The sequence below is a fragment of the Kineosporia sp. R_H_3 genome, assembly GCF_002198675.1.
Classification (GTDB): Bacteria; Actinomycetota; Actinomycetes; order Actinomycetales; family Kineosporiaceae; genus R-H-3.
In genome coordinates, this window is sequence record NZ_MWLL01000147.1 from 1 (window position 1) to 24,995 (window position 24,995).

Sequence of the window (24,995 nt, forward strand, 5' to 3'; positions counted from 1 at the left end):
GCGCGCAGCAGCGACGGGAGCCGGCCCGGCGCGCGCAGCCGCCGGGCCCAGGCCTCGCGGACGAGCGCGGCCCGGCCCGGCGGGACGGGCACCGGCCGCGCGGGCGCGGTCGTCGGGTGCGGCCCGTCGACGAGCGTCCCGAGGAGCGCGAGCCCGGTCACCCCGTCGGCGAGCACGTGGTGGAGGACGACGACGAGCGCCACGGGGGCGCCGTCCGGGCCGACGAGGACCCGGGCCCGCCACGGCGAACGGCCGGCGGGCAGCCGCTCCAGCAGGCAGCGGGTCGCGGCGTCGAGGACGTCGTGGACGTCGTCGCCGGGCACCCGCTCGACCCCGACGTGCGCCGCCGGGTCGCGGTCGTCGTCCGCCCAGTACCAGCCGCCGCAGCCGAGGGGCGCCCGGACCGGCCGCCGGCCGAGCGCGGGGACCGCACCGAGCCGGTCCCGCAGCACCGCGACGAGCGCTCCGGCGGGCGGCCGCGGCCCGTCGAGCAGGAGGACGGCGGCGACGTGCTGCGGGACGGGGCCGACGTCGGACTGCCACTGCATGAGGTCGGCGCCGGTGAGGCGGTGCACGCGGGGGACGTCGTCCGGCTCGGCGGTCACGTCCTCAGTCTGCGCGGACGGCCGCACCCCGGACCGGGTCGACGGTCCCGCCCCGGTCAGTGCGGCAGCGCGAGCGCGGCGAGCAGCAGCACCGAGCAGCCGAGCTCGACGGCACCGACGAGCGCCACCGAGGTGCGGCGCCGGGTGAGCAGCCGGGCCCGCAGCGCGAAGACCGCGAACGGGACGGCGAGCCACACGGACAGCAGCGCCGCCGGCACGAGCGCGGCCACGTGGTACCCGACGTCCGCGCGGGCGTACGCGCTGCTGCGCCGTTCGCGGATCATCGCCTTGACGTGGACGACGGTGCCGGCGAGGTAGAGCAGGACGGCGGTCGCGGCGCCGAGCACCGGCGTCACCGGCCGCTCCGCGACGAGGACGACGACGGGGGTGACGAGGCAGGCCTGGACGGCGGACGCCAGGCCCGCGGTGAGCGCCCGGTCGCGGCGGCGGCGCGCGGCGACGACGTTGACCGCCAGCAGCGCGACGAACGCCGGGGCGACGACCAGGACCGCGGGCCGGGCGACGACGACGGGCAGACCGGTGGCGGCGGCCGCCGTGCCGTAGACCAGCAGCTGCGGGCGGACCCGGCCGGTGCGGCCGGTCTTCACGGCGAGGAAGGCGAAGTAGGAGAACAGGTACGCCGCGAGCCAGGCGACGAGCAGAGGCACGTGCCAGCAGACCGGGCGACCGCCCCAGGCCGGCAGCAGGCCCGCGGCGAAGGGCAGCAGGAGCATCGCCCAGGCGCCGTGCTGGGGCGGCACCCAGCGGCCGGTCCGGCGGCCGCCGGCCGGTGCCCGCCGGGGCCGCGGGTCGGGGACGCCGCGGCCCGGGCGGATCAGGGCCGTGGTCATCGCAGGGCCTGCCGCAGCGGCCCGGTGGCCTGGCCGTGGAGGACGTCGATGCTCAGCGCGACGACCACGGTGTCGTCGTCCGGACCGGCCTGCGGGCCGGTGCTGCGGTCGGTGCGGTCGGTGCGGTCGGTGCGGTCGGCCGGTGCCGGCTCGACGTCGTGGACCTCGCCGACGACGGTGACCGTCCAGCCCTGGTCGAGGTCGTCGACCTGGAACGCGACGACGGCGTCGTGCATCGCGCCCGCGAGCCGGGAGCCGCCCGGCACGGTGAGGAGCAGGTCCCCGGCCGGGGTGAGCCGGCACGGCACGGCGGCGATGGCCGGCAGGGCCCGGTCGGTGAACGCGACCCGGCCCACGACCGCCTCGCCGAGCAGGCGCCGGCAGTCCTCGGCGCTCAGGGGGCGTGCTGTCACCTGTCGAGCATCTCGGGGGCGCCGCTCGGGCGGACAGGGAGCAATGTCCTGCCCGGACGGACCGAGGTCCCGGGTCGGCGCCCGGGGCGGGGCTGCGTAGCATCGCGGCCATGGACGGCGCAGCGACGGACGGCCCGGCTCCGGGGGGCGCCGTGATCCGGGTGTTCGTCCTCGACGACCACGAGATCGTCCGGCGCGGGATCAGCGAGCTGCTGTCCGGCGAGCCCGACATCGAGGTCGTCGGCGAGTCCGGCTCGGCGGCGCAGGCGACCCGGCGGATCCCGGCCCTGCGGCCCGACGTCGCGATCCTCGACGCCCGGCTCGAGGACGGCTCCGGCGTCGACGTGTGCCGGGACGTCCGCAGCGTCGACCCGTCGATCAAGGCCCTGATCCTCACGAGCTACGAGGACGACGACGCGCTCTTCGCCGCGATCATGGCCGGGGCGGCCGGCTACCTGCTCAAGGAGGTCCGCGCGTCCGGGCTCGTGGACGCCGTCCGCCGGGTCGCGGCCGGCCAGTCGCTGCTCGACCCGGCCGTCACGGCCACAGTCCTGGAACGGCTGCGCACCGGCGGCACCGCGGCCGACCCCCGGCTCGCCGGGCTCAGCGACCAGGAGCGCCGCATCCTCGCGCTCATCGGGGACGGCCGGAGCAACCGCGAGATCGCCGAGAGCCTGTTCCTCGCCGAGAAGACCGTGAAGAACTACGTGTCGAGCATCCTCGGCAAGCTGGGGCTCGAGCGCCGCACGCAGGCGGCCGTCTTCGAGGTCGAGCGCCGGGGCGGCTGACCCGCCGGCCGGCACGGGGTCAGCGTCGCGGAACGCTCCACAGCAGCGTCGTCCCGGTGCCCGGTTCCGACCGCAGCCGGAACGTCCCGCCGTGCCGGGTCGCGCGCTCCTCGAGGTTCGCCAGGCCGCTGCGCCGCCCGCCGGGCGGCGTCCCGTCGCCGTCGTCGGTGACAGTGAGCTCCAGGGAGCGGCCGATCCGCAGCGACACCTCGACCCGATGGGCGTGCGCGTGCTTGGCGACGTTCGACAGCGCCTCGCGCGCGACCGCGAGCACCTCGGGTGCGAGGTCGTCGGGGACGGCGAGGATCGGGCCCTCGACGACGAGCCGGACGGCGACCCCGAGGTCGGCGCGGGCCGTCGCGACGAGCTCCTCGAGCTCGTCGCGCAGCGGGGAGCGGACGGCCGTGCCGTGGAGCTGGAAGATCGTCCGCCGGACGTCCTTGATCGTGTCGTCGAGGTCGTCGACGGCGCGCGCGAGCCGCCGGGCCACCTCGGGGACCCGGGCGACGTTGCCCGCGGCCTGCAGCGACAGGCCCACGGCGAACAGTCGCTGGATGACGAGGTCGTGCAGGTCCTGGGCGATCCGGTCGCGGTCCTGCAGGACGGCGAGCGCCTCGCGGTCCGACGCCGCCCGGGAGGCCTCGACGGCGAGGGCGACCCGCTCGCCGAACGTACGGGCGAGGAGCGTGTCCTCGTGGTCCGGGCCGGGGCCCTCGTGCCAGGTGAGGGTCATCGTGCCGATCGGCTGGGCGCCGACGGCGAGCGGGAGCTCGAGCCGGACGGCGTCGCCGGGAGCGGCACCACCGGGAGCACCGGCCTCGGCGGGGGCGGCGTCGGGGGCGCGCTCCGTGTCGGTGCCGAGCCGGACCACCGCCTCGTCCGCCTCCGCCGCGGCCGCGGCGATCCCGGCGACCGCGTCGAGGGCGGCGGGCAGGCCGGCCGGCCCGGCGTCGACGACCGCCTGGACGGCCTGGCTCGCCGCCTCCCACCACGTCTGCCGGCGGCGGGCGGCCCGGTAGAGCCGGGCGTTGCCGACGGCCACACCGGCCGCCGAGGCCAGCGCCTGGAGCGCCTCCTCGTCGTCCGCGGTGAAGTCGCCGGTCGGCGGGTCGGCGACGTAGAGGTTGCCGAAGGTCGACCCCGCGACCCGCAGCGGGACGCCGAGGAACGCCGTCATCCGGGGGTGCGGGTCCGGGAACCCGACGAACCGCGGGTGCTCGGCGAGGTTGCTCAGCCGCAGCGGCTCGGCGTCGTCGCGCAGGAGCAGCCCCGGCAGGCCGCTCCCGCTGGGCCGCCCGCCCAGCGCCGCCCGCTGCTCCGCGTCGAGCGCGTGGTCCATCCCGTGGCTGTGGAACCCGACGACGCGCCCCTCGTCGTCCTGGACGCCGAGCGCGCCGTACCGGGCGCCGGTCAGCTCGCAGGCCGTCGAGGCGATCCGGTCGAGCACCTCGTCGAGGTCCAGGCCCTCACCGACCGCGATGACGGCGTCGAGCAGGGCGCGGACCCGCCGGGGGTCGTCACTGGCCACGGGGCGATGCTACGCAGGGTTGCGGTGAGATCACCGGGCCCGCGGTCCGACGGGTCAGCCGGCGACCGCCTCGCGGGTGATCCGCCCCCGCCACTCGTCGGCGCCGTGCTCGAGCTCGACGACGCTGACCTGCCCGTCGAGCTTCGCCGCGATCTGCCGGAGCAGCGGGGTCGGCCGGTGCGGCGTCACGAGGTCGAGGGCCCCGCCCGCCGGCACGGCGTCGAACGCGCCGAGCACGGCGGCGTGCCGGACGGCGCGCGGCAGCAGCCGGGCGTCGAGCTCCGGGACACCGGTCGCGGGGGTGCTGCACCCGCAGCCGCGCGACTCGGACAGGGGGATCGGGGTGGCGTCGCTCATGACGGGCCTCTCGGGTCGTGGTGGTCGTGCGGGTACGGGTTGGGTGCTGGTGCGCGCGGGCGGTGCGGGTCGGGAGGACGCGTCAGCTCGGCCGCTCGGCGCCGGGCCGGGCGTAGTAGTGCCAGGCGATCGCGACGCAGGCGACGAAGTAGACGGTGCAGGCGACGAAGAAGGTCGTCGGGCTGATGACCGACAGGGCGACCCCGACGATGAACGGCCCGAAGGCGGCGACGGCCCCGGTCCAGCCGATGACGCCGCCGGCCTGCCGCCGCTCGAAGATCATCGGCATCTGCTTGAAGGTCGAGGCGTTGCCGACGCCGGCGAAGAAGAAGAGCAGGAGCATGCCGGTGAGGAACCAGGTGAACTCCCCGCGGCCGGACGGCGTGAGCCACAGCGTGGTGAACGCGGTGCTCGCGGCCATCCCGACGCCGGAGACGACGGTCCACCGGGCGCCGCCGAACCGGTCGCAGAGCGGGCCCCAGGCGACCCGTGCCGCGGAGCCGACGAGCGGGCCGAGGAAGGCGAAGGCGAGCGGGTCCGGCGCGTCCGGGAAGCCGCCGTAGAGGTTCTTGATGAGCAGGCCGAACTGCGCCGCGAAGCCGGAGAACACCCCGAAGGTCATGATGTAGAGCGCCGTCATGAGCCAGGTGTGCTTCTCGGTGAAGATGTCGAGCTGCTGGCGCAGGTTCGCCTGCACCGGCACGCTGCGCAGCACGGTCCAGGCGAGCACGACGCCGAGCGCGACCCACGGCAGGAAGACGATGCCGGCGTTGTGCAGCCACATCGTGCCGGTCTCGCCGGTCTTGAGGTCGCGGCTCACCTCGGGCGCGAGCGCGGAGGTGCCGAAGAGCGAGAAGCCGACCACCCACGGCACGAGGAACTGCACGACGCTCACGCCGAAGTTGCCGACGCCGGCCTGGATGCCCAGCGCCGTGCCCTGCTTGGCCCGCGGGAAGAAGTACGACGTGCTCGGCATGAAGCCGGAGAAGACGCCGCCGCCGACCCCGCAGGCGAAGGAGAGCAGCAGGAGCATCGCGTAGGGCGTCCCGGGGTCCCGGACCGCCCAGCCCCACCCGGCGAGCGGGATCGCGAGCAGCGCCGTCGACAGCGTGACGAGCTTGCGGGTGCCGAGCAGCGGCGGCAGGAACATCCAGCCGATGCGGAGCAGACCGCCCGCCAGGCCCGGCATCGCCGTGAGCCAGTAGAGCTGGCCCTTGTCGAGGTCGAAGCCGATGGCATTGAGCCGCGGGGCGATCGCACTCACGAGGAACCACGCGACGAACGCGAGGTTGAGGCAGTAGGTCGAGACGGCGAGCGTCGTCCAGGCCAGGCGCGGGCTCCACCGCTGCGGGTCCTCGGGGTCCCAGTCGGTGATCCAGTCGTCGCCGGCCAGGCGGGGGCGGGTCGTGAAGCGGGCGGTGGTCGACCGGTCCGCGGTGGGCGCTGTCATGTGAGGGCCTCTCGGGGGGTGCGGACGCCAGGGGTGTCGCTGGCGTGCTCGAAGGAGTCGGCGAGGTGCGGGCTGCCCGCGTGGAGCATCCGGTGCACGGTGACGTGCATCCACAGCGCCGCGGCGGCGGTCACGAGGAAGAGGACGCCGAACGTGCTCTGCGGCGCGCCGGACCAGCGCTGGGCGTAGGCGAAGACCGGCGGGAGGAAGAACCCGCCGAGGCCGCCGAGCATCCCGACGAGGCCGCCGACGGCGCCGACGTCGTCCGGGAAGTACTCGGGGATGTGCTTGTAGACGGCGGCCTTGCCGACGCCCATCGCGACCCCGAGGACGACGACGAGCACCGTGAAGCCGACGACGCCGGGGTACCACGGCAGGACGTCGCGCTGCGCGCCGTTCGCGAGCACGACGGTGACGTGCCCGTACGGCATCATGAGCGTCCCGCTGGCGGCGAGCATGACCACGAACGTCGCGTACATGACCCGCCGCGCGCCGAACCGGTCCGACAGGTGCCCGCCGACCGGGCGCAGCAGCGACGCGGGGAAGATGAACAGGGCCGTGAGCAGCGCGGCCTCGTAGAGCGGGACGTCGTACACGTCGACGTAGTACTTCGGCAGCCAGGCCGACAGCGCGACGTAGGCGCCGAAGACGACGACGTAGTAGAGGCTGAACCGCCAGACCCGCACCGAGCGCAGCGGCCGCAGCTGCTCGCGCAGGGCGCGGCCGTGGCCGGGGCGGCGGTCGGGACGCGGCGCGAGCCACCAGGTCGCGGCGGCCGCGACGACGAGCAGGGCCGCGTAGAGCATCGGCACGAAGCGCCAGCCGCCCGGGACCAGCCCGCCCGCGTAGCCCGCCGCCGGGACCGCCGCGATGAGCGCCGGGCCGATGAACTTCGTGACGGAGGCGCCGACGTTGCCCGCGCCGAACACCCCGAGCGCGAGGCCCTGCCGCTCGCGCGGCCACCAGGCGCTGTTCCAGGAGATGCCGACCGAGAACGCGTTGCCGGCGAACCCGACGAGGAAGGCGGCCACGAGCAGCGCGCCGTAGCTGCGGGCGTTCGCGACGAGCACGCAGGGCACCGCGGTCGACGCGAGCATCACGGTGAGCACCCGCCGTCCGCCCCAGCGGTCGGCGGCGATGCCGGTGAGCAGCCGCCAGATCGAGCCGTTGAGGATCGCGACGCTCGTGACCCACGACAGCTGCACGTCGGTGAGCCCGAACTCGGTGCGGATCGGGATGCCGAGGATCCCGAACATGAGCCAGACCGCGAACATGAGCGTGAAGCCCGCGGTGGACAGGGTGAGGACCCGGGCCCGGCCCGGGCCGGCGGCGGCCGGGCCGTGCGGCGGCGCGGGCCGGTCGGCGACGTCGAGAGTGGTCACGGCACCGACTCTCGCCGTCCGCGGCCCGGAAGATCAGCGGCCATCGCCCTGTCCCGGGGAGCACAAGGTCCCCGCGTCGATGGTCCCGGCAGGTGGGGGAGAAGGTCCCTCGTGCCCGGACGGCGGTCGGCCGTTGGCTGGGGACCGTGCCCCCTCATGACGTCCGCCCCGCCGCGCCCGCCGCCGGGCTGGAGGACCAGCTCGTCGCCGGTGTCCTGCGGGCCCGGCGCAGCCTCAAGCCCACGACGGTCTCCGACGACCTGCGCAGCCTGCACCTCGTCGGCGGCCGGTCCGGCGACACCTTCTACCGGGACCGCTGGAGCCACGACAAGGTCGTCCGGTCCACGCACGGGGTGAACTGCACGGGCTCCTGCTCGTGGAAGGTGTACGTCAAGGACGGCATCATCACGTGGGAGACCCAGCAGACCGACTACCCGTCGGTCGGCGCGGACTCCCCGGAGTACGAGCCCCGCGGCTGCCCGCGCGGTGCCGCCTTCTCCTGGTACACGTACTCGCCGACCCGGGTCCGCTACCCGTACGTCCGGGGCGTGCTCCTCGAGTTGTACCGGGCCGCGAAGGCCGCGCACGGCGGGGACCCGGTCGCCGCCTGGGCGTCGCTCGTCGACGACCCGCAGGTCGCCGCGCGGTACAAGAAGGCCCGCGGCAAGGGCGGTCTCGTCCGCGCGACGTGGGCCGAGGCGCTCGAGATCGTCGCCGCCGCGCAGGTGCACACGATCGAGCGGTGGGGCCCGGACCGGGTCGCCGGCTTCTCGCCGATCCCCGCGATGAGCATGGCGAGCCACGCGTCCGGGGCGCGCTACACGAGCCTGCTCGGCGGCACGATGCTCTCCTTCTACGACTGGTACGCCGACCTGCCGATCGCGAGCCCGCAGGTCTTCGGTGACCAGACCGACGTCCCCGAGTCGGCCGACTGGTGGAACGCCGGCTACCTCGTCATGTGGGGCTCCAACGTGCCCGTGACCCGCACCCCGGACGCGCACTTCATGGCCGAGGTGCGCTACAAGGGCACGAAGATCGTCACGGTCAGCCCGGACTACGCGGACAACACGAAGTTCGCCGACGAGTGGCTGCCCGCGCACCCCGGCACCGACGGCGCGCTCGCGATGGCGATGGCGCACGTCGTCCTCACCGAGTTCTTCGTGCAGCGGCAGGTGCCGTACTTCGTCGACTACGTCAAGCAGTACACCGACCTGCCCTTCCTCCTCACGCTCGAGGAGCGGGACGGCGCGTACGTGCCGGGCCGGTTCCTCACGGCGTCCGACCTCGACGGCGGGGGCGCAGGCTCCGGGCAGGCGGAGGGCGGGGACTGGAAGACCGTCGGTCTCGACGCCGCGACCGGGGAGCCGTTCGTGCCCAACGGGTCGCTGGGCTTCCGGCACACCGAGTCGGGCAGAGGCCGCTGGAACCTCGACCTCGAGGGGGTCGACCCGGTGCTCTCGCTGCTCGACCGCGCGGGCGTCGAGCACGTCGCCGTCGACCTGCCGCGCTTCGACCTCGACCCCAGCCGCGGCGGGCACAGCGAGCAGCCCCGCGAGGGCGGCGCCGTGCTGCGCCGCGGGGTGCCCGCGACCCGGGTCGCGGGTCGCCTCGTGACGACCGTCTTGGACCTGCTCTTCGCACAGTTCGGCGTCCGCCGCGGTGACCTGCCGGGGGAGTGGCCCACCGGCTACGACGACCCGCAGCCGTACACCCCGGCGTGGCAGGAGGAGGTCACCGGCGTCCCGGCGGCGACCGTCGCCCGGATCGGCCGCGAGTTCGCGGCGAACGCCGAGGAGACGAACGGCCGCTCGATGATCCTGCTCGGCGCGGGCACGAACCACTGGTTCCACTCCGACACGATCTACCGGGCGATCCTCACCCTGACGAGCCTCACCGGCTGCCAGGGCGTCAACGGCGGCGGCTGGGCGCACTACGTCGGGCAGGAGAAGTGCCGGCCGTACACCGGCTGGGCCCAGCTCGCGTTCGCGCTCGACTGGGTGCGCCCGCCCCGGCAGATGGCCGGGACGGCGTTCTGGTACCTCGCGACCGAGCAGTGGCGCTACGACGGCTTCGGCGCCGACGAGCTCGCGTCCCCGCTCGGGACGGGTCTGTTCGAGGGCCGGGCGCTCGCCGACACCCTCGTCCAGGCGACCCGGATGGGCTGGCTGCCGAGCTACCCGACCTTCGACCGCAACCCGCTCGGGATCGCGGACGCCGCTGCGGCGGAAGGGGTCCCGGCCGCGGACTACGTCGTCCGCGAGCTGCGCGAGCGCCGGCTGCGGTTCGCCTGCGAGGACCCGGGCGCCCCGGAGAACTTCCCCCGGGTGCTCACCGTGTGGCGGGCCAACCTGCTCGGCTCGTCGTCCAAGGGCAACGAGTACTTCCTCAAGCACCTGCTCGGCACCGACGCGTCCCTGCGCGCGCAGGAGTCACCGCCGGAGCGTCGTCCGGTCGAGGTGACGTGGCGCGACGAGGCGGCCGAGGGCAAGCTCGACCTGCTCGTGAGCCTGGACTTCCGGATGACGAGCACCGGCCTGTTCAGCGACGTCCTGCTCCCGGCCGCGACCTGGTACGAGAAGCACGACCTGTCGAGCACGGACATGCACCCGTTCGTCCACGCGTTCACCCCGGCGATCGCGCCGCCCTGGGAGACCCGCAGCGACTACGACACGTTCACCTCGCTCGCGCACGAGTTCTCGCGGCTCGCCGGGCCGCGGCTCGGCGTCCGGACGGACGTCGTCGCCGTCCCGCTCCAGCACGACTCGCCGGGGGAGACCGCGCAGCCGCACGGCCTGGTCCGCGACTGGTCCCGCGGCGAGTGCGAGCCGGTCCCCGGCGTGACGATGCCGTCGATCGTCGCCGTGGAGCGCGACTACGGCGCCGTCGGCGCGATGATGACCGCGCTCGGCCCGAACGTCGAGACCCTCGGCACCGTCGTCAAGGGCATCCCGGTCAGGCCGGTCGAGGAGGTCGGGCTGCTGCGCCGGGTCAACGGCCCGGCCCGGGTGCCGGACGGCGTCCGGGCCCCGGAGCGGTTCGCCGACCGGCCGTCGCTCGCGACCGCCGCGATGGCCTGCGAGGCGATCCTCGCGCTGTCCGGCACGACGAACGGCCGGATCGCGACCGAGGGCTTCCGCTGGCTCGAGGCCCGCACCGGCCGCCGGCTCGCGGACCTCGCCGAGGACCACGAGGGCAAGCGGGTCACGTTCGCGGACACCCAGTCCCGCCCGGTGCCGGTCATCACCTCGCACGAGTGGTCCGGCTCCGAGCACGGCGGCCGCCGGTACTCGCCGTTCACCGTCAACGTCGAGCGGAAGAAGCCCTGGCACACCCTCACCGGGCGGCAGCACTTCTTCCTCGACCACGCGTGGATGGCCGAGCTCGGCGAGCAGCTGCCGACGTACCGGCCGCCGCTCAACATGCACCGGCTCTTCGGCGACCCGGCGCTCGACGCGGCCGACGCGAACGGCCACGCCCAGGTGACGGTCCGGTACCTCACGCCGCACTCGAAGTGGTCGATCCACTCCGAGTACCAGGACAACCTCTTCATGCTCAGCCTGTCCCGGGGCGGCCCGGAGATCTGGATGAGCGCGCAGGACGCCGCGACGATCGGCGTCAAGGACAACGAGTGGGTCGAGGCGGTCAACCGCAACGGCGTCGTCGTCGCCCGCGCCTGCGTCTCGCACCGGATGCCCGAGGGCACCGTGTACATGTACCACGCCAAGGATCGCACCGTGGACGTCCCGCGCAGCGAGGTCTCCGGCAAGCGCGGCGGCATCCACAACTCGCTGACCCGGCTGCTCATCAAGCCGACCCACCTCATCGGCGGGTACGCGCAGCTGTCCTACGGCTTCAACTACTACGGGCCCACCGGCAACCAGCGTGACGAGATCACCGTCGTCCGCCGCCGCTCCCAGGACGTGGAGTACTGACATGCGGGTCATGGCCCAGACCGCGATGGTCATGAACCTCGACAAGTGCATCGGGTGCCACACGTGCTCGGTGACCTGCAAGCAGGCGTGGACCAACCGCGCCGGCGTCGAGTACGTGTGGTTCAACAACGTCGAGACCCGGCCCGGCCAGGGCTACCCGCGGCGCTGGCAGGACCAGGAGCGCTGGAAGGGCGGCTGGACCCTCGACCGGCGCGGCCGCCTGCAGCTGAAGAGCGGCGGCCGGCTCAAGCGGCTGCTCTCGATCTTCGGCAACCCGCAGATGCCGACCCTCGACGACTACTACGAGCCCTGGACGTACGACTACGACATGCTCCTGTCCGCCCCGGCGCAGGAGCACACCCCGGTCGCCCGCCCGCAGTCGCTCGTCACCGGCCGTCCGATGAAGATCGAGTGGGGCTCGAACTGGGACGACGACCTCGGCGGCGCGCCGGAGCACGGGCCGTCCGACCCGGTCGTCCAGAAGCTCGAGGAGACCCAGCCGCTGGAGAAGCGGATCCGCATGGAGTTCGAGAAGACCTTCATGTTCTACCTGCCGCGGATCTGCGAGCACTGCCTCAACCCGTCCTGCGTCGCGGCGTGCCCGAGCGGGGCGATGTACAAGCGCTCCGAGGACGGCATCGTCCTCGTCGACCAGGACCGCTGCCGCGGCTGGCGGATGTGCGTGTCGAACTGCCCCTACAAGAAGGTGTACTTCAACCACCGCACCGGCAAGGCGGAGAAGTGCACGCTGTGCTACCCGCGGCTGGAGGTCGGGCTGCCGACGGTGTGCTCGGAGACGTGCGTCGGCCGGCTGCGCTACCTCGGGGTGCTGCTCTACGACGCCGACAAGGTCGCCGCGGCCGCGGCGACCCCGGACCCGCAGGACCTATACGAGGCCCAGATGGACCTGCTCCTCGACCCGCACGACCCGGAGGTCGTCGCCGCCGCGGCCCGGGACGGCATCCCGCGCGACTGGGTCGAGGCCGCGCAGCGGTCGCCGGTCCACGCGCTCGTCAAGGACTTCCGGGTCGCGCTGCCGCTGCACCCGGAGTACCGGACGCTGCCCATGGTCTGGTACGTCCCGCCGCTGTCGCCGATGGTCGACGCGCTCGCCGACGCCGGCCTGGACGCCGAGCACCCGGACGTCCTGTTCGCCGCGGTGGGGGAGATGCGGATCCCCGCGGAGTACCTGGCCGAGGTGCTCGCCGCCGGTGACGTCGAGCTCGTCCAGGGCGTGCTCGCCAAGCTCGCCGCGATGCGGGCGTACATGCGGGGCGACTTCGTCGAGACCGCCCCCGGGGCGCGGGAGGCGCTGGAGCACAAGCGTGCCGCGATCGCCGAGCGGGTCGGGATGACGCAGGACGCGATCCGCCGGATGTACCGGCTGCTCGCGATCGCCAAGTACGACGAGCGCTACGTCATCCCGCTCGCGCACGTCGAGGGCGGCGGTGCGGTGGACGCGGCGGCGCACCTCGGCCTCGAGGAGCTGCCCGGCTGCTCGATCGGCGACCCGGGCGGCAACGGGGCCGCGCCGCAGCGCAGGCCGGGGGAGCCGGTGCCGGTGTCCATCGAGTCGTTCCACCTGACGAAGGCGCGGGCGACCGCCGAGCGGTACACCGACATCGACCCGGCGGTGGAGCCGTGAGCCACCCGCTGCTGCCGCTGCTGCGCACCGACGGGCCGCCCGCGCACCCGATGGACGGCCACGAGCCGCCCGTGCTGCCCGACCCCGCCGGGCTGCGCCCGGCGACCGGCCCGCGGGCGGTCGCCTGGGCCGCGCTCGCCGTCCTGCTCGGGTACCCGGACGACGCCGTGCACGGCGCGCTGGCGTCCGTCGGCGACGCGGTGGCCGCCGTCGGGCCGCGGCTCGACCCCGCGGTCGGCGCACCGCTGGGCCGGCTCGTCACCGCGCTGCGGGCCACGGAACCCCTGGCGGCGCAGGAGCACTACGTCGCGACGATCGACACCCGGCGGCGCTGCTCGCTGCACCTGACGTACTACCTGCACGGCGACACCCGGCGCCGCGGCGCCGCGCTCTGGCGGATCAAGGCATCGCTGGCGGCGTGCGGCGCCGAGCCGGCGGGCGGCGAGCTGCCCGACCACCTGCCCGTCGTCCTCGAGCTCGCGGCCGTCGGTGACGAGGACGTCGCCGTCCGGCTGCTCGTCGAGCACCGCAAGGGCCTCGTGCTCCTGCGGGAGGCGCTGCTCGCGCGGCGGTCGCCGTACGCGGACGGCGTCGCGGCCGTCCTCGCGCTGCTGCCGCCGCTCACCCCGGCGCAGGCCCGCGCCGAGGCGGAGGCCGCCGCCGACCTCGCGGCGGCCGGGCCGCCGACCGAGACCGTCGGCCTCCCGTCGTGGACCGCCCCGTTCCGCAGCACCCCGACGAGCCACCGAGGAGACCACCGGTGACCAGCACCGAGACCCTGCTGTGGGTCGTCCTGCCGTACGTGGCGCTCGCCGTCTTCGTCGTCGGGCACGTGTGGCGCTACCGCTACGACCAGTTCGGCTGGACGACGCGCTCGTCGCAGATCTACGAGAGCAGGCTGCTCCGGCTCGGGTCGCCGCTGTTCCACCTCGGGATCCTCATGGCGCTCGGCGGCCACGTCATCGGGCTCGTCGTCCCGGCGTCGTGGACGGCGGCCGTCGGGATCAGCGAGCACGTCTACCACGTGACCGCGGTGAGCGCCGGGACCGTCGCGGGCCTCATGACCCTCGTCGGCCTCGTGCTCCTCGTGGTCCGCCGGCGCAGCGTGCGGCGGGTCTTCCGGGCCACGACCCGCACCGACAAGCTGCTCTACGTCGTGCTCGGCGCCGTCGTCGTCCTCGGGGTGGCGAACACGGTCCACGGCAACCTGCTCGGCGGCCCGTACGACTACCGGGAGAGCGTCGCCGTGTGGTTCCGCGGGGTGTTCTGGCTGCACCCGCGGGGCGAGCTCATGGCCGAGGCCCCGTTCACCTTCCAGGCGCACGCCGTCGTCGCGATGCTCCTGTTCGCGCTGTGGCCCTTCACCCGGCTCGTCCACGTGCTCTCGGTGCCGCTGGGCTACCTCGGCCGGCCGTACATCGTGTACCGCTCGCGGGACGTCTCGCAGCGGTCGTCCCGCGAGGAGCGCCGGGGCTGGGAGAAGGTCGGCAGCTGAGCGCGGTCACGTCGTGAACCGCTCCACGAGCTCCTGCAGCTCGGCGCTCATCCGGGCGAGCTCGTCGGCCGCCTGCCGGGTCTGCGCCACACCGGCCGTCGTCCGATCGGCGGCCAGGGTGACCTCGCCGATGCCGGCGCGCACGGTGTCGGAGCGGTCCGCGGCGGCGGTCACGTCACCGGTCATCTGCTGCGTCGTCGCCGTCTGCTCCTCGACAGCCGCGGCGATGATGGACTGGTAGCTGCTGATCTCGTCGATGACGCTCGTGATCCCGCCGATCGCGGTGACGGCGGTCGCGACGTCCTCCTGGATCGCCTGCACCTGCCCGACGATCCCGCCGGTCGCGCGCGCGGTCTCCCGGGCGAGCTGCTTGACCTCGTCGGCGACGACGGCGAAGCCCTTGCCCGCCTCGCCCGCGCGGGCGGCCTCGATGGTCGCGTTGAGCGCGAGCAGGTTCGTCTGCTCGGCGATCGAGTTGATGACCTTGACGACGTCGCCGATCGCGCGGCTCGACGTCCCCAGCCGCGCGATCGCCTCGTTGGAGCGGGCGGCGTCCGCGACCGCACGTGCCGCGACCCCGGTGGCGTCACCGGCGTTGCGAGCGATCTCCTGGATGCTCACGCTCATCTGCTCGGCGGCCGCCGCCACGGAGCGGACGTTGCCGGCGATCCCGTCGACCTCCTCGCGGGCGGCCTGCGACGAGGTCGCCGTGCGCTGCGCGGCCGAGGCGATGTCCGCGCTGCTCGCGGACAGCTGCTCGCTCGCGGCGGCGAGGGTCTGCGCGCTCGCCGCGGTCGCGCCGACCGTGTGCCGGATCGCCCCCAGCGCGCGGCGGAGCGCCTCGGCCATCCGTCCGGGCTCGTCGCGGCTCCACACCCGCGCCTCCTGCGTGAGGTCGCCGTCGGCGACCCGGTCGAGGACGCGGCGCACCTCGGCGAGCGGACGGACGACGAGCCGGCTCACGACGACCGCGAGCCCGCCGCCGAGGAGCAGCCCGAGCAGGAGCAGGCCGACCGTCAGCGCGCGGGTCGTGCGGGCGTCGTCCCGGGCGCGGCCGGCCTCGGCCGCGGCGCTCGCGACGAGGCTCGCGTTGAGCGTGAGACCGCCCTGCTCGACGGGTGCGAAGAGCCGGTCGCAGTTCGCGAGGACGGTCGCGAGCTCCGCACCGGAGACCTGGTCCCGGCTCGCGGGCAGGATGGTCCGGTCGCGGTAGGCCCGGTAGTCGGCGACCGCGCGGACCCACGCGTCGAGCTCGGCGTCGGGGACGGCGTCCCGCGGTCGCAACGATGCGACGGCCGCGTCGTAGCCCGCGTCGAGCTCCGCGATCTGTGCCTGCCGGCGCGGCTTGTCCGCGGGAGCCGCGAGGACGTGCAGCAGGACCCGCTGCCGCATCCGGTTGACCGACGACCGGGCGGTGCCGAGGTCGGCGAGACCCTGCGCCTGCGTGGCGTAGAGCGCCTCGCTGTCCGCCGCGAGCCGGTCGAGGCGGTAGAGGTCCTCGACGCCCTGCCCGAGCATGAAGGTCAGGCAGACGCCGACGAGCAGGCCGATCTTCGCGCCGACGCGCAGGTCCGCGAAGCGCGTGAGCACGGTGGCCGCGCGGCGGGGCGGCGTGCCGGGCCCGGTCGTGGACGGGGCAGGGGCCGGTGGGTGCGACATGGGTCCTCGCAGATGCCTCGGGAGACGCACGGGTGACGGACGTCGACGCACCGACCCTGGCCGCGGACTTCGTGACGTATCGGCCCGGTCCGGGCGGGCCTGAAGGAGGACGTCACACCTGGCATTCCGATCATGCAGTTCAGGTGTTGGGTTCGCCGGACGAACAGTTACGCACTCGTGACCCGGTGCGCATCGCGCCGGAGGTGCGGCGTTCGCTACCTTCCTGCAGCAATGGTAATCGTTTACCAAGCGAGAGGGAGTCACGATGAACGTCGCGACCACGACCCGGACGGCGGTGCTCCTGGGGGTCACCACGGCACTGGCCCTCACCGGCTGCAGCACCGGTAACAGCACGGCCTCGACGAGCTCGACGACGGCCGCGGGCAGCGCCTCGTCGTCCGCGGCGGCCGCTCCGTGCACGATCGGGATGTCCCAGATCAACCAGACGGCCGTCTTCTTCACGCAGATGAACGAGGGCGCGACGGCCGCGGCGAAGGAGGTCGGCTGCGAGCTGACGATCGCCAACGCCAACAACGACTCGGCCAAGCAGAACAGCGACATCGAGAGCTTCGTGACGCAGAACCTCACGGCGATCGTCGTCGTCGCGATCGACGTCAACGGGGTGCTGCCCGCGGTGAAGGCCGCGCGCGACAAGGGCATCAAGGTCGTCGCCATCGACGCCAAGCTCGAGGACGGCAGCGTCGAGACCTTCGTCGGCGTCGACAACTCCAAGGCGGGCGAGCAGATCGGCCAGTGGATGGTCGACAAGGGCCTGGCCAAGGACAAGACGTACGGCGTCGTCGACGCGAAGAACTCCTTCATCCAGAACCAGCGCGAGGACGCCTTCCGCAAGGTCATGGACGCCGCGGGCGCGAAGTACACCCAGAGCGTCAGCGGCGACAACGTCCAGGAGAAGGCCGCGGCCGCGGCCCAGAACCTCGTGACGGCGCAGAAGGACCTCGACGTCGTCTACACGACCGGCGAGCCGGCGACCGTCGGTGCCGCAGCGGCGCTCAAGCCGACCGGCAAGACGAAGATCGTCGGCTGGGACCTCACCAAGGAGGTCATCGCCGCCGTCGACTCCGGCCTCGTGACGGCGGTCGTCCAGCAGGACCCGAAGAAGGAGGGCGAGGAGGCCGTCAAGGAGCTCAAGGCGATCCTCGGCGGTGCCGCGCCCAAGGGCTTCATCGACGTCCCGATCACGATCGTCACCAAGGAGAACGTCGAGCCGTACCGGGCGATCTTCCCCTGACGGACCTGATCGACCGCCTGACCGACGGCCCCACGGGCCGTCCGCACGACCAGCCCCACCGGTGAGCCCCGGGTCCCGGCCGCACGCCCCGCGGCCGGGACCCGGTCACCGCCCGGTCCTCATGGAAGGCTGAAGCGTGACCGCGCCGCCCCGCACCGAGCCGCCGCCCCGCATCGAGATGACCGACATCCGCAAGCGCTTCGGCGCGCTCGACGTGCTGCGCGGGGTGACGCTCAGCGTCCCCGCCGGGCAGGTCGTCGGGCTCGTCGGGGACAACGGGGCCGGCAAGTCGACGCTCATGAAGATGCTCAGCGGGGCCGACACCCCCGACTCCGGGCGGATCGCGATCGACGGCGAGCAGGTCACCGGCGCCGGGCCGCGGGCCGCCCGCGCGCACGGGATCGAGATGGTCTACCAGGACCTCGCGCTGTGCAACGACCTCGACGTCGCCGCGAACCTCTTCCTCGGCCGCGAGAGCTACCACCGCTGGAACCGCCGCCTGGACCACCGCCGGATGCACACCGAGGCGGCCGAGCACCTCGAGCGGCTCCACATCCGGGTCCCCGACACCCGGCAGGAGGTCGCGACGATGTCCGGCGGCCAGCGCCAGGCGGTGGCGATCGCCCGGGCCGTGACGTTCGACCCCAAGGTCCTCGTGCTCGACGAGCCGACGGCGGCGCTCGCCGCCCGCGAGGTCGAGACCGTGCTCGGGCTCATCCGCGAGGTGTCCGCCCGCGGCGTGAGCGTCGTCCTCATCACTCACCGCCTCCAGGACCTCTTCGAGGTCGCCGACCGGTTCGTCGTGCTCTACGAGGGGGTCGTCCACCGCGACGTCGCCCCCGGCGCGATCGACCTGTCCGGCCTCGTCACCGCGATGATGGGACGCTAGATGTCCGCCACGACCGCCCCCGCCGCCGACCGGCGCGCGACCCGTGCGACGTTCGTCGCGAAGAACTTCCCGGTGCTGTCCATCGGGGTCGTGCTCGCCGTCCTCGTCCTCTTCTTCTCGGTGCGGACCGACGCCTTCATGACGACCGAGAACCTCGTCAACGTCCTGCGCCAGGTCGCGCCGACGGTCATCGTCGCCACGGCGATGACGTTCGTCATCACGACCGGCCAGATCGACCTGTCGGTCGGCTCCGTCGTCGGGCTCACGGCGGCGGTGCTCGCGCTGCTCGCCAAGGACGGCAACCCGTTGGTGGCGCTGCTGTCCGCGCTCGCGATCGGTGCCCTCGTCGGCGTCGTCAACGGCCTGTTCGCCGCCTACGGCCGGCTCCAGTCGTTCATCATCACCCTCGCCGCGCTGACCGCCGTCCGCGGTGTCGCGCTGCTCGTCACCCAGGGCTACAGCACCCCGATCACGTCCCCGGTGCTGCTGCCGCTCGGGCAGGGGCAGCTCCTCGGCATCTACACGCCGACGTGGATCGCGCTCGGCACGGTCGTCGCCGGCTGGTACGTGTTCACCCAGACCCGGTTCGGCCGCTACGTCGTCGCCGTCGGGTCGAACGCCGAGTCGCTGCGCCGCTCCGGCGTCGACATCCGCCGGATGCAGCTCATGGTGCTCGTCCTCACCGGGGTGTTCGCGGCGCTCGCCGGGGTCGTCACGGCGACCCGGCTCGCGAGCGGGTCGTCGAACTCCGGCACCGCGTTCGAGCTCGAGGTCATCACCGCGGTCGTCCTCGGCGGCACGAGCCTCATGGGGGGTCGCGGGTCCGTCGTCGGGTCGGCCCTCGGGGCCGTGACGCTCGGCGTCATCAGCAACGGGCTGGTGCTGCTGCGGGTCGACGTCTACTGGGTGCCGATCGTGCAGGGCGTCATCCTCGTCGGCGCGATCTTCGCCAACAGCCGGCTGTTCGGCCGGATCCTGCGCCGGAGCAGGTCGTGACGGCGCCTGGTGCGGCGTCGGTGCCGACGGTGGAGACCGTGCTCGGGCCGGTCCCCGTCGACGCGCTCGGGGTGACGCTGACCCACGAGCACATCCTCAACGACGTCACGTCGTGGGCGCACCGGACCTCCTCGCCCGGCTGGGACCCCGAGGACCTCGCGCACCGGCCCGTCAGCGAGGACATCCTCTGGGACCTGCGCCAGGACCCCTTCGCGAACCTCGACAACTGCCGCCTCGACGACGTCGAGGTCGCGGTCGCCGAGGTGCAGCGGTTCGCCGACCTCGGCGGCGGCACGATCGTCGAGGCGACCGGGCTCGGCATCGGTCGCGACCTCGAGGGGCTGCGCGAGGTGAGCCGGCGCACCGGCGTGCACGTGGTCGCGGGGACGGGGTTCTACCTCGACGGCGCCCAGCCGGACGACGTCCGGGGCCTGCCGCCGCAGGCCCTCGCCGAGATCGTCCTGGCCGACGTCGAGTCCGGCGTCGGCGGGATCCGGCCCGGGATCGTCGGCGAGATCGGCGTCGGCGCCGACTTCACGCCCGCGGAGCGGGCGAGCCTGCAGGCCGCGTGCGCCGTCGTGCGCTCGACCGGGCTCGCGCTCGAGGTCCACCTGCCCGCCTGGTTCCGGCTGGGGGAGGACGTCCTCGACGTCGTCGAGGCCGCGGGCGTCGACCCGGCCCGCGTCGTCCTGTGCCACCTCGGCCCCTCCGGCGACGACCTCGCCTACCAGGAGCGGCTCCTCGCCCGCGGGGCCCGGGTGCAGTACGACATGATCGGCATGGAGGTCTTCTACGCCGACCAGGGCGTGCAGTGCCCGAGCGACGAGGAGAACGCCCGGTGGCTGACCCGGCTCGCCGACCGGGGCCACCTCGACGGGCTGCTCGTCTCGCAGGACGTCTTCCTCAAGTCGCTCCTGCGTCGGCACGGCGGCCCGGGGTACGCGCACGTGCTGCAGTACTTCGTGCCCCGCCTGCGGCGGCACGGCTGGGACGACGACGCCGTCGACCGGCTGCTCGTCACGAACCCCCGCACCCTGCTCACGAGAGCCTGACCGGGCTGCACGACGGAACCGCCCGCACGACGGAACCAGCCGCACGACAGAACCAGCCGCACGACAGAAGGAGTCACACACATGGCACGCGTCCTGCTGGCCGGGGAGTCCTGGATCTCGCACGCCACGCACTACAAGGGGTTCGACAGCTTCAGCAGCGTGACCTTCGAGACCGGCGCCGACGCGTTCATCGCGGCCGCGGCGGCCCAGGGCGTCGAGGTCGAGCAGATGTACGGCCACGACGTCCCGGCGAAGTTCCCCCGGACCGTCGAGGCGCTGGCCGGCTACGACGTCGTGATCCTGTCCGACATCGGCGCCAACAGCTTCCTGCTGCCGCCGCAGACCTGGGTGGGCGGGCAACGGTCCGGCAACGCCCTCGTGGCGCTCGCCGACTGGGTGCGCGCGGGCGGTGGGCTCATGATGGCCGGCGGCTACCTGAGCTTCCAGGGCTTCCAGGCGCGCGCGAACTTCGCACGCAGCCCGCTCGCCGACGTGCTGCCCGTGACGATGCTCGACTGCGACGACCGGGTCGAGTCCCCGCAGGGCGCCCCGGTCGCCCTCGTCGACGCCGGCCACGAGATCGGCGCGGTCTGGCCGGACGGCGCCCCGGAGCTGCTCGGCTACAACCACGTCACCGCGACCCCCGACGCCCGGGTCGTGGCCACGGTCGGCGGCGACGTCCTCGTCGCGACCCGCGAGGTCGGTGCCGGTCGCAGCCTCGTGTGGACCTCGGACATCGGGCCGCACTGGTGCCCGACGGAGTTCCTCGGCTGGCCGGGCTTCGCGCCCGTCGTCGGCGCGATGCTCCGCTGGCTCGGTGCGGCCCCGGTGGCGTCGTGACGGCGCCGGACGGCGTGCCGCCGGACGACGCGGCGCCGGTCCCGGTGGTGCTCGACTGCGACCCCGGGCACGACGACGCCGTCGCGATCCTGCTCGCCGTCGCGTCGCCGGCGGTCGACCTGCGGGCCGTGACGACGACCTTCGGGAACTGCTCGGTCGAGGACGCCACCCGCAACGCACTGCGGGTGCTCACGCTCGTCGGGGCCCACGACGTGCCGGTCGGCGCCGGGGCGGCCGGGCCGCTGCGCGGCGAGGCTGCGCTCGGCAACTACGTCCACGGCGTGAGCGGCCTCGACGGCCCGGCGATGCCCGAGCCCGCCTTCGCGGCCCGGCCCGAGGGCGCGGTCGCCGTTCTCGCCGAGGCCGTCTCGTCGGCGGACCGGCCCGTCACCGTCGTCGCGACCGGCCCGATCACGAACGTCGCGACGCTGCTCACGGAGCACCCGGAGATCGCCTCCTCGATCGCCGAGGTGATCTTCATGGGCGGTTCGACGGAGCGCGGCAACCACACCCCGACCGCCGAGTTCAACACGTTCGCCGACCCCGAGGCGCTCGACGTCGTCCTGCGCAGCGGGCTGCCGGTCCGGATGGTCGGGCTCAACCTCACGCACCAGGCGCTCGCCACCCCGGAGGTCGTCGCGCGCATGCTCGCGCTCGACACCGCGGTGGGGCGGACCTGCGCGGAGTGGATGGGGTTCTTCGGCTCCTCGTACCGCGCGCTGTGGGAGTTCGAGGCGCCGCCGGTGCACGACCCGTGCACGATCGCCGCGCTCGTGCGGCCCGGGCTGCTCACGTGGCGCGACGCCTTCGTCGCCGTCGAGCTCGAGGGCCGGTGGACCCGCGGCACGACCGTCGTCGACCTGCACCACCGCTACCCGGACGCGCCCAACGCCCGGGTCGCGATGACGCTCGACGCCGAGGGTTTCTGGGACCTCGTGCTCGACGCGGTCGACCGGCTCGGCGGCTGACCCGGGGCCGGCGGGTCAGCCGGCCGTCGACTCCCGGACGACGAGCGCCGTCCCGAGCAGCCGGCGCGTCGCGGGCCGGCCGCGGTCCGCCATCCGTGCGAGCAGCAGGTCGATCGCCGTCCTCGTGAGCTCGGCGACGGGCTGCCGGACCGTCGTCAGCGACGGCTTGCAGACCCGGGCCATGTCGATGTCGTCGTAGCCGCTCACCGCGACGTCGCCGGGCACCGACAGCCCGAGCTCCTCGGCCGCCCGCAGGACGCCGATGGCGATGAGGTCGTTGGCGCAGACGACCGCGTCGGGGCGGGGCGCGCCGCGCAGCACGCGAAGACCCGCCTCGTAGCCCCAGGCCTCGGAGAACGTCCCGAGCAGCACGTGCCCGCGGGGCACCCGCCCGGCCCGCCGGACGAACGCCTCGTGCCGGGCCTTGCCGGAGAAGTTGTCCTCGTCGCTGCCGACGAACGCGAGCCGGTCCCGGCCGCCCGCGCGCAGGTGGTCGACGACCTGGCCGATGCCGCCGTCGTCGTCGACGGCGACGAAGTCGCCGCCGAAGCCGTCGGTGCCCCGGTCGAGCTCGACGAGCGGGACGAGCCGCTGCGCCGCGGCGACCGCGGGGCCGCTGTCGGCCCAGCGGCACGGGCTCACGAGCAGGCCGTCGACCTGCCGGTCGACGAGCATCTCGAGGCGCTGCCGCTCGACCTCGGGGTCGTCGTCCGAGGTGCTGAGCAGCAACGCGTAGCCGCGCGCCCGCAGGTCCTCCTCGCAGGCCTGGACGATGCTCGGGAAGAAGGGGTTGTTGACCCGGGGCACGACCATCCCGACGACCTGGGTCTGCTGCCGGCGCAGCGCCCGGCCGACCTGGTTGGGCCGGTAGCCGAGCTTCTCCACCGCCGCGAGCACGGCCGCCGCGGAGTCCTCCCGGACCGACCGCGCGCCGCTGAGCACCCGGGAGACGGTGGCGACGGAGACCCCGGCCTCGGCGGCGACGTCATGGATGCTCAGGCGCCCGCGCACCGCGTCCGTCCGACCCACCTGCCCGCCTCTGCTCGACCGGCACCACCATACGGGGCGCCCTAGGGTGGCCCGGTGACCCTCGTCGACTACGCGTTCGCGGACGGGCTCGCGCGCATCACGCTCGCCGACCCGGAGCACGGCAACGCCCTGTCCGCGGCGCTCGGCGCCGAGCTGCTCGCGGCGGTCCGCCGGGCCCGGCAGGACGGCGCCCGCGTCGTGCTGCTCTCGGCCCGCGGCACGGCCTTCAGCGTCGGCGGCGACGTCAAGGCGTTCGCGGCGGCCGCCGACCTGCCGCCGCTCGTCGAGGACCTCGCCGAGGACCTGCACCGGGCGGTGACCGACCTGCAGCGCAGCGACGCGATCGTCGTCAGCGTCGTCCAGGGCATCGCGGCCGGGGCCGGGGTGCCGCTCGCGGCGGCGGCCGACCTGGTGCTCGCGGGGGAGTCGGCGGCCTTCACGCTCGCCTACACCCGGATCGGGTTCAGCCCCGACGGCGGGAGCACGCTGCTGCCGGCCACCGTCGGGCTGCACCGGGCGCTGCACCTCGCGCTGCTCAACCCGCGCTGGAGCGCTGCGGAGGCGCACGCCGCCGGGCTCGTCGCGAAGGTGTTCCCGGACGACGAGCTGGCCGCCGGCGCCGAGGCGGTCGTCGCCCAGCTGCTCGCCGGGCCCGCGGCCGCCCAGGCCGCCGCCAAGCGGCTCGTCCGCGACGCCGTGGCCGGGTCGCCGGAGACGGCGATGCGCCGCGAGTCGCTGTCGATCGCCGCCCGGGCCGGTGAGCCGGACGCCGCCGAGGGGCTGGCCGCGTTCGTCGAGAAGCGCCGCCCGGTGTTCCCGAGCACGGTCCGGGACCGCCCGTAGCCTCCCCGCGTCAGCCGCCGAGCACCCGGACGGGTGCGCCGGCCCGCCAGGCCGCGACGTCCTCGACGACGTCGGCGTACCAGGTGCGGAAGGTGTCCCGGGTGACGTAGCCCTGGTGCGGGGACAGCACGACGTTGTCCAGTGTGCGCAGCGGGTGCCCCGCGGGCAGCGGCTCCACGTCGAACACGTCGAGCGCGGCCCCGGCGATCCGGCGCTCGCGGCAGGCCCGGACGAGCGCCTCCTCGTCGACGACGGGACCGCGGCTGGTGTTGACGAGGAACGCCGTCGGCCGCATGAGCGCCAGCTCGGGCGCTCCGACGAGCCTGCGCGTGCGCTCCGAGAGGACGACGTGCAGCGAGACGACGTCGCTGCCGCCGAACAGGTCCGCCCTGCCGACGAGCCGGGCACCCGCCGCCTCGGCCCGCTCCGGGGTGAGGTTCTTGCTCCAGGCGACGACGTCCATCCCGAAGGCCCGGCCGATCGCCGCCATCCGGGTGCCGGTACGGCCCAGCCCGACCAGGCCGAGCGTCCGGCCGGCGAGGTCGGTGCCGGGGACCGGCGCCCAGCCACCCGCGCGCATCGAGACGGCCCGCCCGACCACGTCCCGCGCGACGGCGAGGATGAGCGCCCACGCGTGCTCGACGACGGACGGCGACCCGCCGGCGGTGCCGCAGACCGTCACGCCCGCGTCCGCGCAGGCCGCGAGGTCGAGCGCCGCGTTGCGGGCCCCGGTCGTCACGAGCAGCCGCAGGTCCGGCAGCCGCTCGACGAGGTCGCGCGGGAACGGCGTCCGCTCCCGCATGCACACGACGACCTCGCTGCCCGCGAGCGCGGCGACGAGGTCGTCCGGGCCGAGGTGCTCGGCCAGGGCCACCACCTCGACGTCCGGCCCGAGCCGGGACCAGTCGGCCGCGTCGAGCGCGACCTGCTCGAGGTCGTCCAGGACCGTCACGCGCACGTCGGCTCCACCATGGACCGAGGATGGCACGGGCCGCCGCAGGCCGACGGTGGGCCGGCGCGG

Annotated in this window: 22 protein-coding genes; 12 read left to right on the forward strand and 10 right to left on the reverse strand. The window is 74.4% G+C overall.

Going from position 1 to position 24,995, the window contains the following annotated elements:
- From ECOMGDLI_RS14820 to ECOMGDLI_RS14830, 3 genes are all read right to left on the reverse strand, one after another.
- Positions 1–605 (reverse strand): wax ester/triacylglycerol synthase domain-containing protein (locus tag ECOMGDLI_RS14820; protein ID WP_198954869.1); only part of this gene is annotated, 605 nt, incomplete at its 3' end.
- A 56-nt stretch (positions 606–661) separates the two neighbouring features.
- Entirely contained in the window at positions 662–1,456 is a 795-nt protein-coding gene (locus ECOMGDLI_RS14825; protein ID WP_088317597.1) for a YwiC-like family protein, read from the reverse strand.
- A complete protein-coding gene (locus ECOMGDLI_RS14830; protein WP_088317598.1) occupies positions 1,453–1,869 on the reverse strand; it encodes a pyridoxamine 5'-phosphate oxidase family protein in 417 nt (138 codons plus the stop codon). Before ECOMGDLI_RS14830 ends, ECOMGDLI_RS14825 begins: the two co-directional genes overlap by 4 nt.
- Positions 1,870–2,021: 152 nt before the next feature.
- Between ECOMGDLI_RS14830 and ECOMGDLI_RS14835 the strand changes: the two genes are divergently transcribed.
- Positions 2,022–2,657, forward strand: coding sequence for a response regulator transcription factor (locus ECOMGDLI_RS14835; RefSeq protein ID WP_088317599.1), 636 nt, complete (start codon positions 2,022–2,024; stop codon positions 2,655–2,657).
- Positions 2,658–2,676: 19 nt separating this feature from the next.
- Here the strand turns inward: ECOMGDLI_RS14835 and ECOMGDLI_RS14840 are convergent, their stop codons facing one another.
- From ECOMGDLI_RS14840 to ECOMGDLI_RS14855, 4 genes are all read right to left on the reverse strand, one after another.
- Entirely contained in the window at positions 2,677–4,185 is a 1,509-nt protein-coding gene (locus tag ECOMGDLI_RS14840) for a GAF domain-containing sensor histidine kinase (RefSeq protein ID WP_088317600.1), read from the reverse strand.
- Positions 4,186–4,239: 54 nt separating this feature from the next.
- Positions 4,240–4,542, reverse strand: coding sequence for a DUF2249 domain-containing protein (locus ECOMGDLI_RS14845; RefSeq protein WP_088281062.1), 303 nt, complete (start codon positions 4,540–4,542; stop codon positions 4,240–4,242).
- An 82-nt stretch (positions 4,543–4,624) separates the two neighbouring features.
- The gene (locus ECOMGDLI_RS14850) at positions 4,625–5,992 is read right to left on the reverse strand and encodes a NarK/NasA family nitrate transporter (RefSeq protein ID WP_198954870.1); all 1,368 of its coding nucleotides are present in this window, start codon (positions 5,990–5,992) and stop codon (positions 4,625–4,627) included.
- On the reverse strand, positions 5,989–7,374 hold the full coding sequence (locus ECOMGDLI_RS14855; protein ID WP_198954871.1) for a nitrate/nitrite transporter: 1,386 nt from the start codon (positions 7,372–7,374) through the stop codon (positions 5,989–5,991). The genes ECOMGDLI_RS14850 and ECOMGDLI_RS14855 overlap by 4 nt, the downstream gene beginning before the upstream one ends.
- Before the next feature lie 146 nt (positions 7,375–7,520).
- Between ECOMGDLI_RS14855 and ECOMGDLI_RS14860 the strand changes: the two genes are divergently transcribed.
- From ECOMGDLI_RS14860 to narI, 4 genes are read left to right on the forward strand one after another with little or no spacing between them, the layout of a single operon-like run.
- Positions 7,521–11,306, forward strand: a complete 3,786-nt coding sequence (locus tag ECOMGDLI_RS14860; RefSeq protein WP_198954872.1) for a nitrate reductase subunit alpha — start codon at positions 7,521–7,523, stop codon at positions 11,304–11,306.
- Position 11,307: 1 nt separating this feature from the next.
- Positions 11,308–12,951: a nitrate reductase subunit beta gene (gene narH / locus ECOMGDLI_RS14865; protein WP_088317601.1), complete on the forward strand. Its 1,644-nt coding sequence runs from the start codon at positions 11,308–11,310 to the stop codon at positions 12,949–12,951.
- Positions 12,948–13,715: a nitrate reductase molybdenum cofactor assembly chaperone gene (gene narJ / locus ECOMGDLI_RS14870; RefSeq protein WP_198954873.1), complete on the forward strand. Its 768-nt coding sequence runs from the start codon at positions 12,948–12,950 to the stop codon at positions 13,713–13,715. The genes narH and narJ overlap by 4 nt, the downstream gene beginning before the upstream one ends.
- A complete protein-coding gene (gene narI / locus ECOMGDLI_RS14875; protein WP_088317602.1) occupies positions 13,712–14,446 on the forward strand; it encodes a respiratory nitrate reductase subunit gamma in 735 nt (244 codons plus the stop codon). Before narJ ends, narI begins: the two co-directional genes overlap by 4 nt.
- A 6-nt stretch (positions 14,447–14,452) precedes the next feature.
- Here the strand turns inward: narI and ECOMGDLI_RS14880 are convergent, their stop codons facing one another.
- On the reverse strand, positions 14,453–16,105 hold the full coding sequence (locus ECOMGDLI_RS14880) for a methyl-accepting chemotaxis protein (protein ID WP_088317603.1): 1,653 nt from the start codon (positions 16,103–16,105) through the stop codon (positions 14,453–14,455).
- A 265-nt stretch (positions 16,106–16,370) separates the two neighbouring features.
- Here ECOMGDLI_RS14880 and ECOMGDLI_RS14885 point away from each other — a divergent pair, with 265 nt between their 5' ends.
- From ECOMGDLI_RS14885 to ECOMGDLI_RS14910, 6 genes are all read left to right on the forward strand, one after another.
- Complete coding sequence (locus ECOMGDLI_RS14885) at positions 16,371–17,357, forward strand: substrate-binding domain-containing protein (RefSeq protein WP_088317604.1); 987 nt, start codon at positions 16,371–16,373, stop codon at positions 17,355–17,357.
- Positions 17,358–17,535: 178 nt separating this feature from the next.
- On the forward strand, positions 17,536–18,246 hold the full coding sequence (locus tag ECOMGDLI_RS14890) for a sugar ABC transporter ATP-binding protein (RefSeq protein ID WP_088317620.1): 711 nt from the start codon (positions 17,536–17,538) through the stop codon (positions 18,244–18,246).
- Complete coding sequence (locus ECOMGDLI_RS14895; RefSeq protein ID WP_088317605.1) at positions 18,247–19,242, forward strand: ABC transporter permease; 996 nt, start codon at positions 18,247–18,249, stop codon at positions 19,240–19,242.
- A complete protein-coding gene (locus ECOMGDLI_RS14900; protein WP_088317606.1) occupies positions 19,239–20,294 on the forward strand; it encodes a phosphotriesterase in 1,056 nt (351 codons plus the stop codon). The genes ECOMGDLI_RS14895 and ECOMGDLI_RS14900 overlap by 4 nt, the downstream gene beginning before the upstream one ends.
- Positions 20,295–20,375: 81 nt before the next feature.
- The gene (locus ECOMGDLI_RS14905; protein WP_088317607.1) at positions 20,376–21,134 is read left to right on the forward strand and encodes a glutamine amidotransferase; all 759 of its coding nucleotides are present in this window, start codon (positions 20,376–20,378) and stop codon (positions 21,132–21,134) included.
- Positions 21,131–22,102 carry a nucleoside hydrolase gene (locus tag ECOMGDLI_RS14910; protein ID WP_198954875.1) on the forward strand — a complete coding sequence of 324 codons (972 nt, stop codon included), beginning with the start codon at positions 21,131–21,133 and terminating at the stop codon, positions 22,100–22,102. Before ECOMGDLI_RS14905 ends, ECOMGDLI_RS14910 begins: the two co-directional genes overlap by 4 nt.
- Positions 22,103–22,117: 15 nt before the next feature.
- Here ECOMGDLI_RS14910 and ECOMGDLI_RS14915 read toward each other — a convergent pair whose 3' ends face one another.
- Positions 22,118–23,131 (reverse strand): LacI family DNA-binding transcriptional regulator, encoded by a 1,014-nt coding sequence (locus ECOMGDLI_RS14915; protein WP_198954876.1) that lies wholly within the window; start codon positions 23,129–23,131, stop codon positions 22,118–22,120.
- A gap of 54 nt (positions 23,132–23,185) precedes the next feature.
- Here ECOMGDLI_RS14915 and ECOMGDLI_RS14920 point away from each other — a divergent pair, with 54 nt between their 5' ends.
- Entirely contained in the window at positions 23,186–23,974 is a 789-nt protein-coding gene (locus ECOMGDLI_RS14920) for an enoyl-CoA hydratase-related protein (protein ID WP_088317608.1), read from the forward strand.
- Positions 23,975–23,984: 10 nt separating this feature from the next.
- Here ECOMGDLI_RS14920 and ECOMGDLI_RS14925 read toward each other — a convergent pair whose 3' ends face one another.
- Complete coding sequence (locus tag ECOMGDLI_RS14925; protein WP_088317609.1) at positions 23,985–24,932, reverse strand: D-2-hydroxyacid dehydrogenase family protein; 948 nt, start codon at positions 24,930–24,932, stop codon at positions 23,985–23,987.
- Positions 24,933–24,995: the final 63 nt, after the last annotated feature.

Coding starts and splice junctions, on each gene's coding strand:
- ECOMGDLI_RS14825 (WP_088317597.1), bottom strand. CDS start 1,456: ATGACCACGGCCCTGATCCGCCCGGGCCGCGGCGTCCCCGACCCGCGG.
- ECOMGDLI_RS14845 (WP_088281062.1), bottom strand. CDS start 4,542: ATGAGCGACGCCACCCCGATCCCCCTGTCCGAGTCGCGCGGCTGCGGG.
- ECOMGDLI_RS14850 (WP_198954870.1), bottom strand. CDS start 5,992: ATGACAGCGCCCACCGCGGACCGGTCGACCACCGCCCGCTTCACGACC.
- narH (WP_088317601.1), top strand. CDS start 11,308: ATGCGGGTCATGGCCCAGACCGCGATGGTCATGAACCTCGACAAGTGC.
- ECOMGDLI_RS14880 (WP_088317603.1), bottom strand. CDS start 16,105: ATGTCGCACCCACCGGCCCCTGCCCCGTCCACGACCGGGCCCGGCACG.
- ECOMGDLI_RS14885 (WP_088317604.1), top strand. CDS start 16,371: ATGAACGTCGCGACCACGACCCGGACGGCGGTGCTCCTGGGGGTCACC.
- ECOMGDLI_RS14890 (WP_088317620.1), top strand. CDS start 17,536: ATGACCGACATCCGCAAGCGCTTCGGCGCGCTCGACGTGCTGCGCGGG.
- ECOMGDLI_RS14895 (WP_088317605.1), top strand. CDS start 18,247: ATGTCCGCCACGACCGCCCCCGCCGCCGACCGGCGCGCGACCCGTGCG.
- ECOMGDLI_RS14905 (WP_088317607.1), top strand. CDS start 20,376: ATGGCACGCGTCCTGCTGGCCGGGGAGTCCTGGATCTCGCACGCCACG.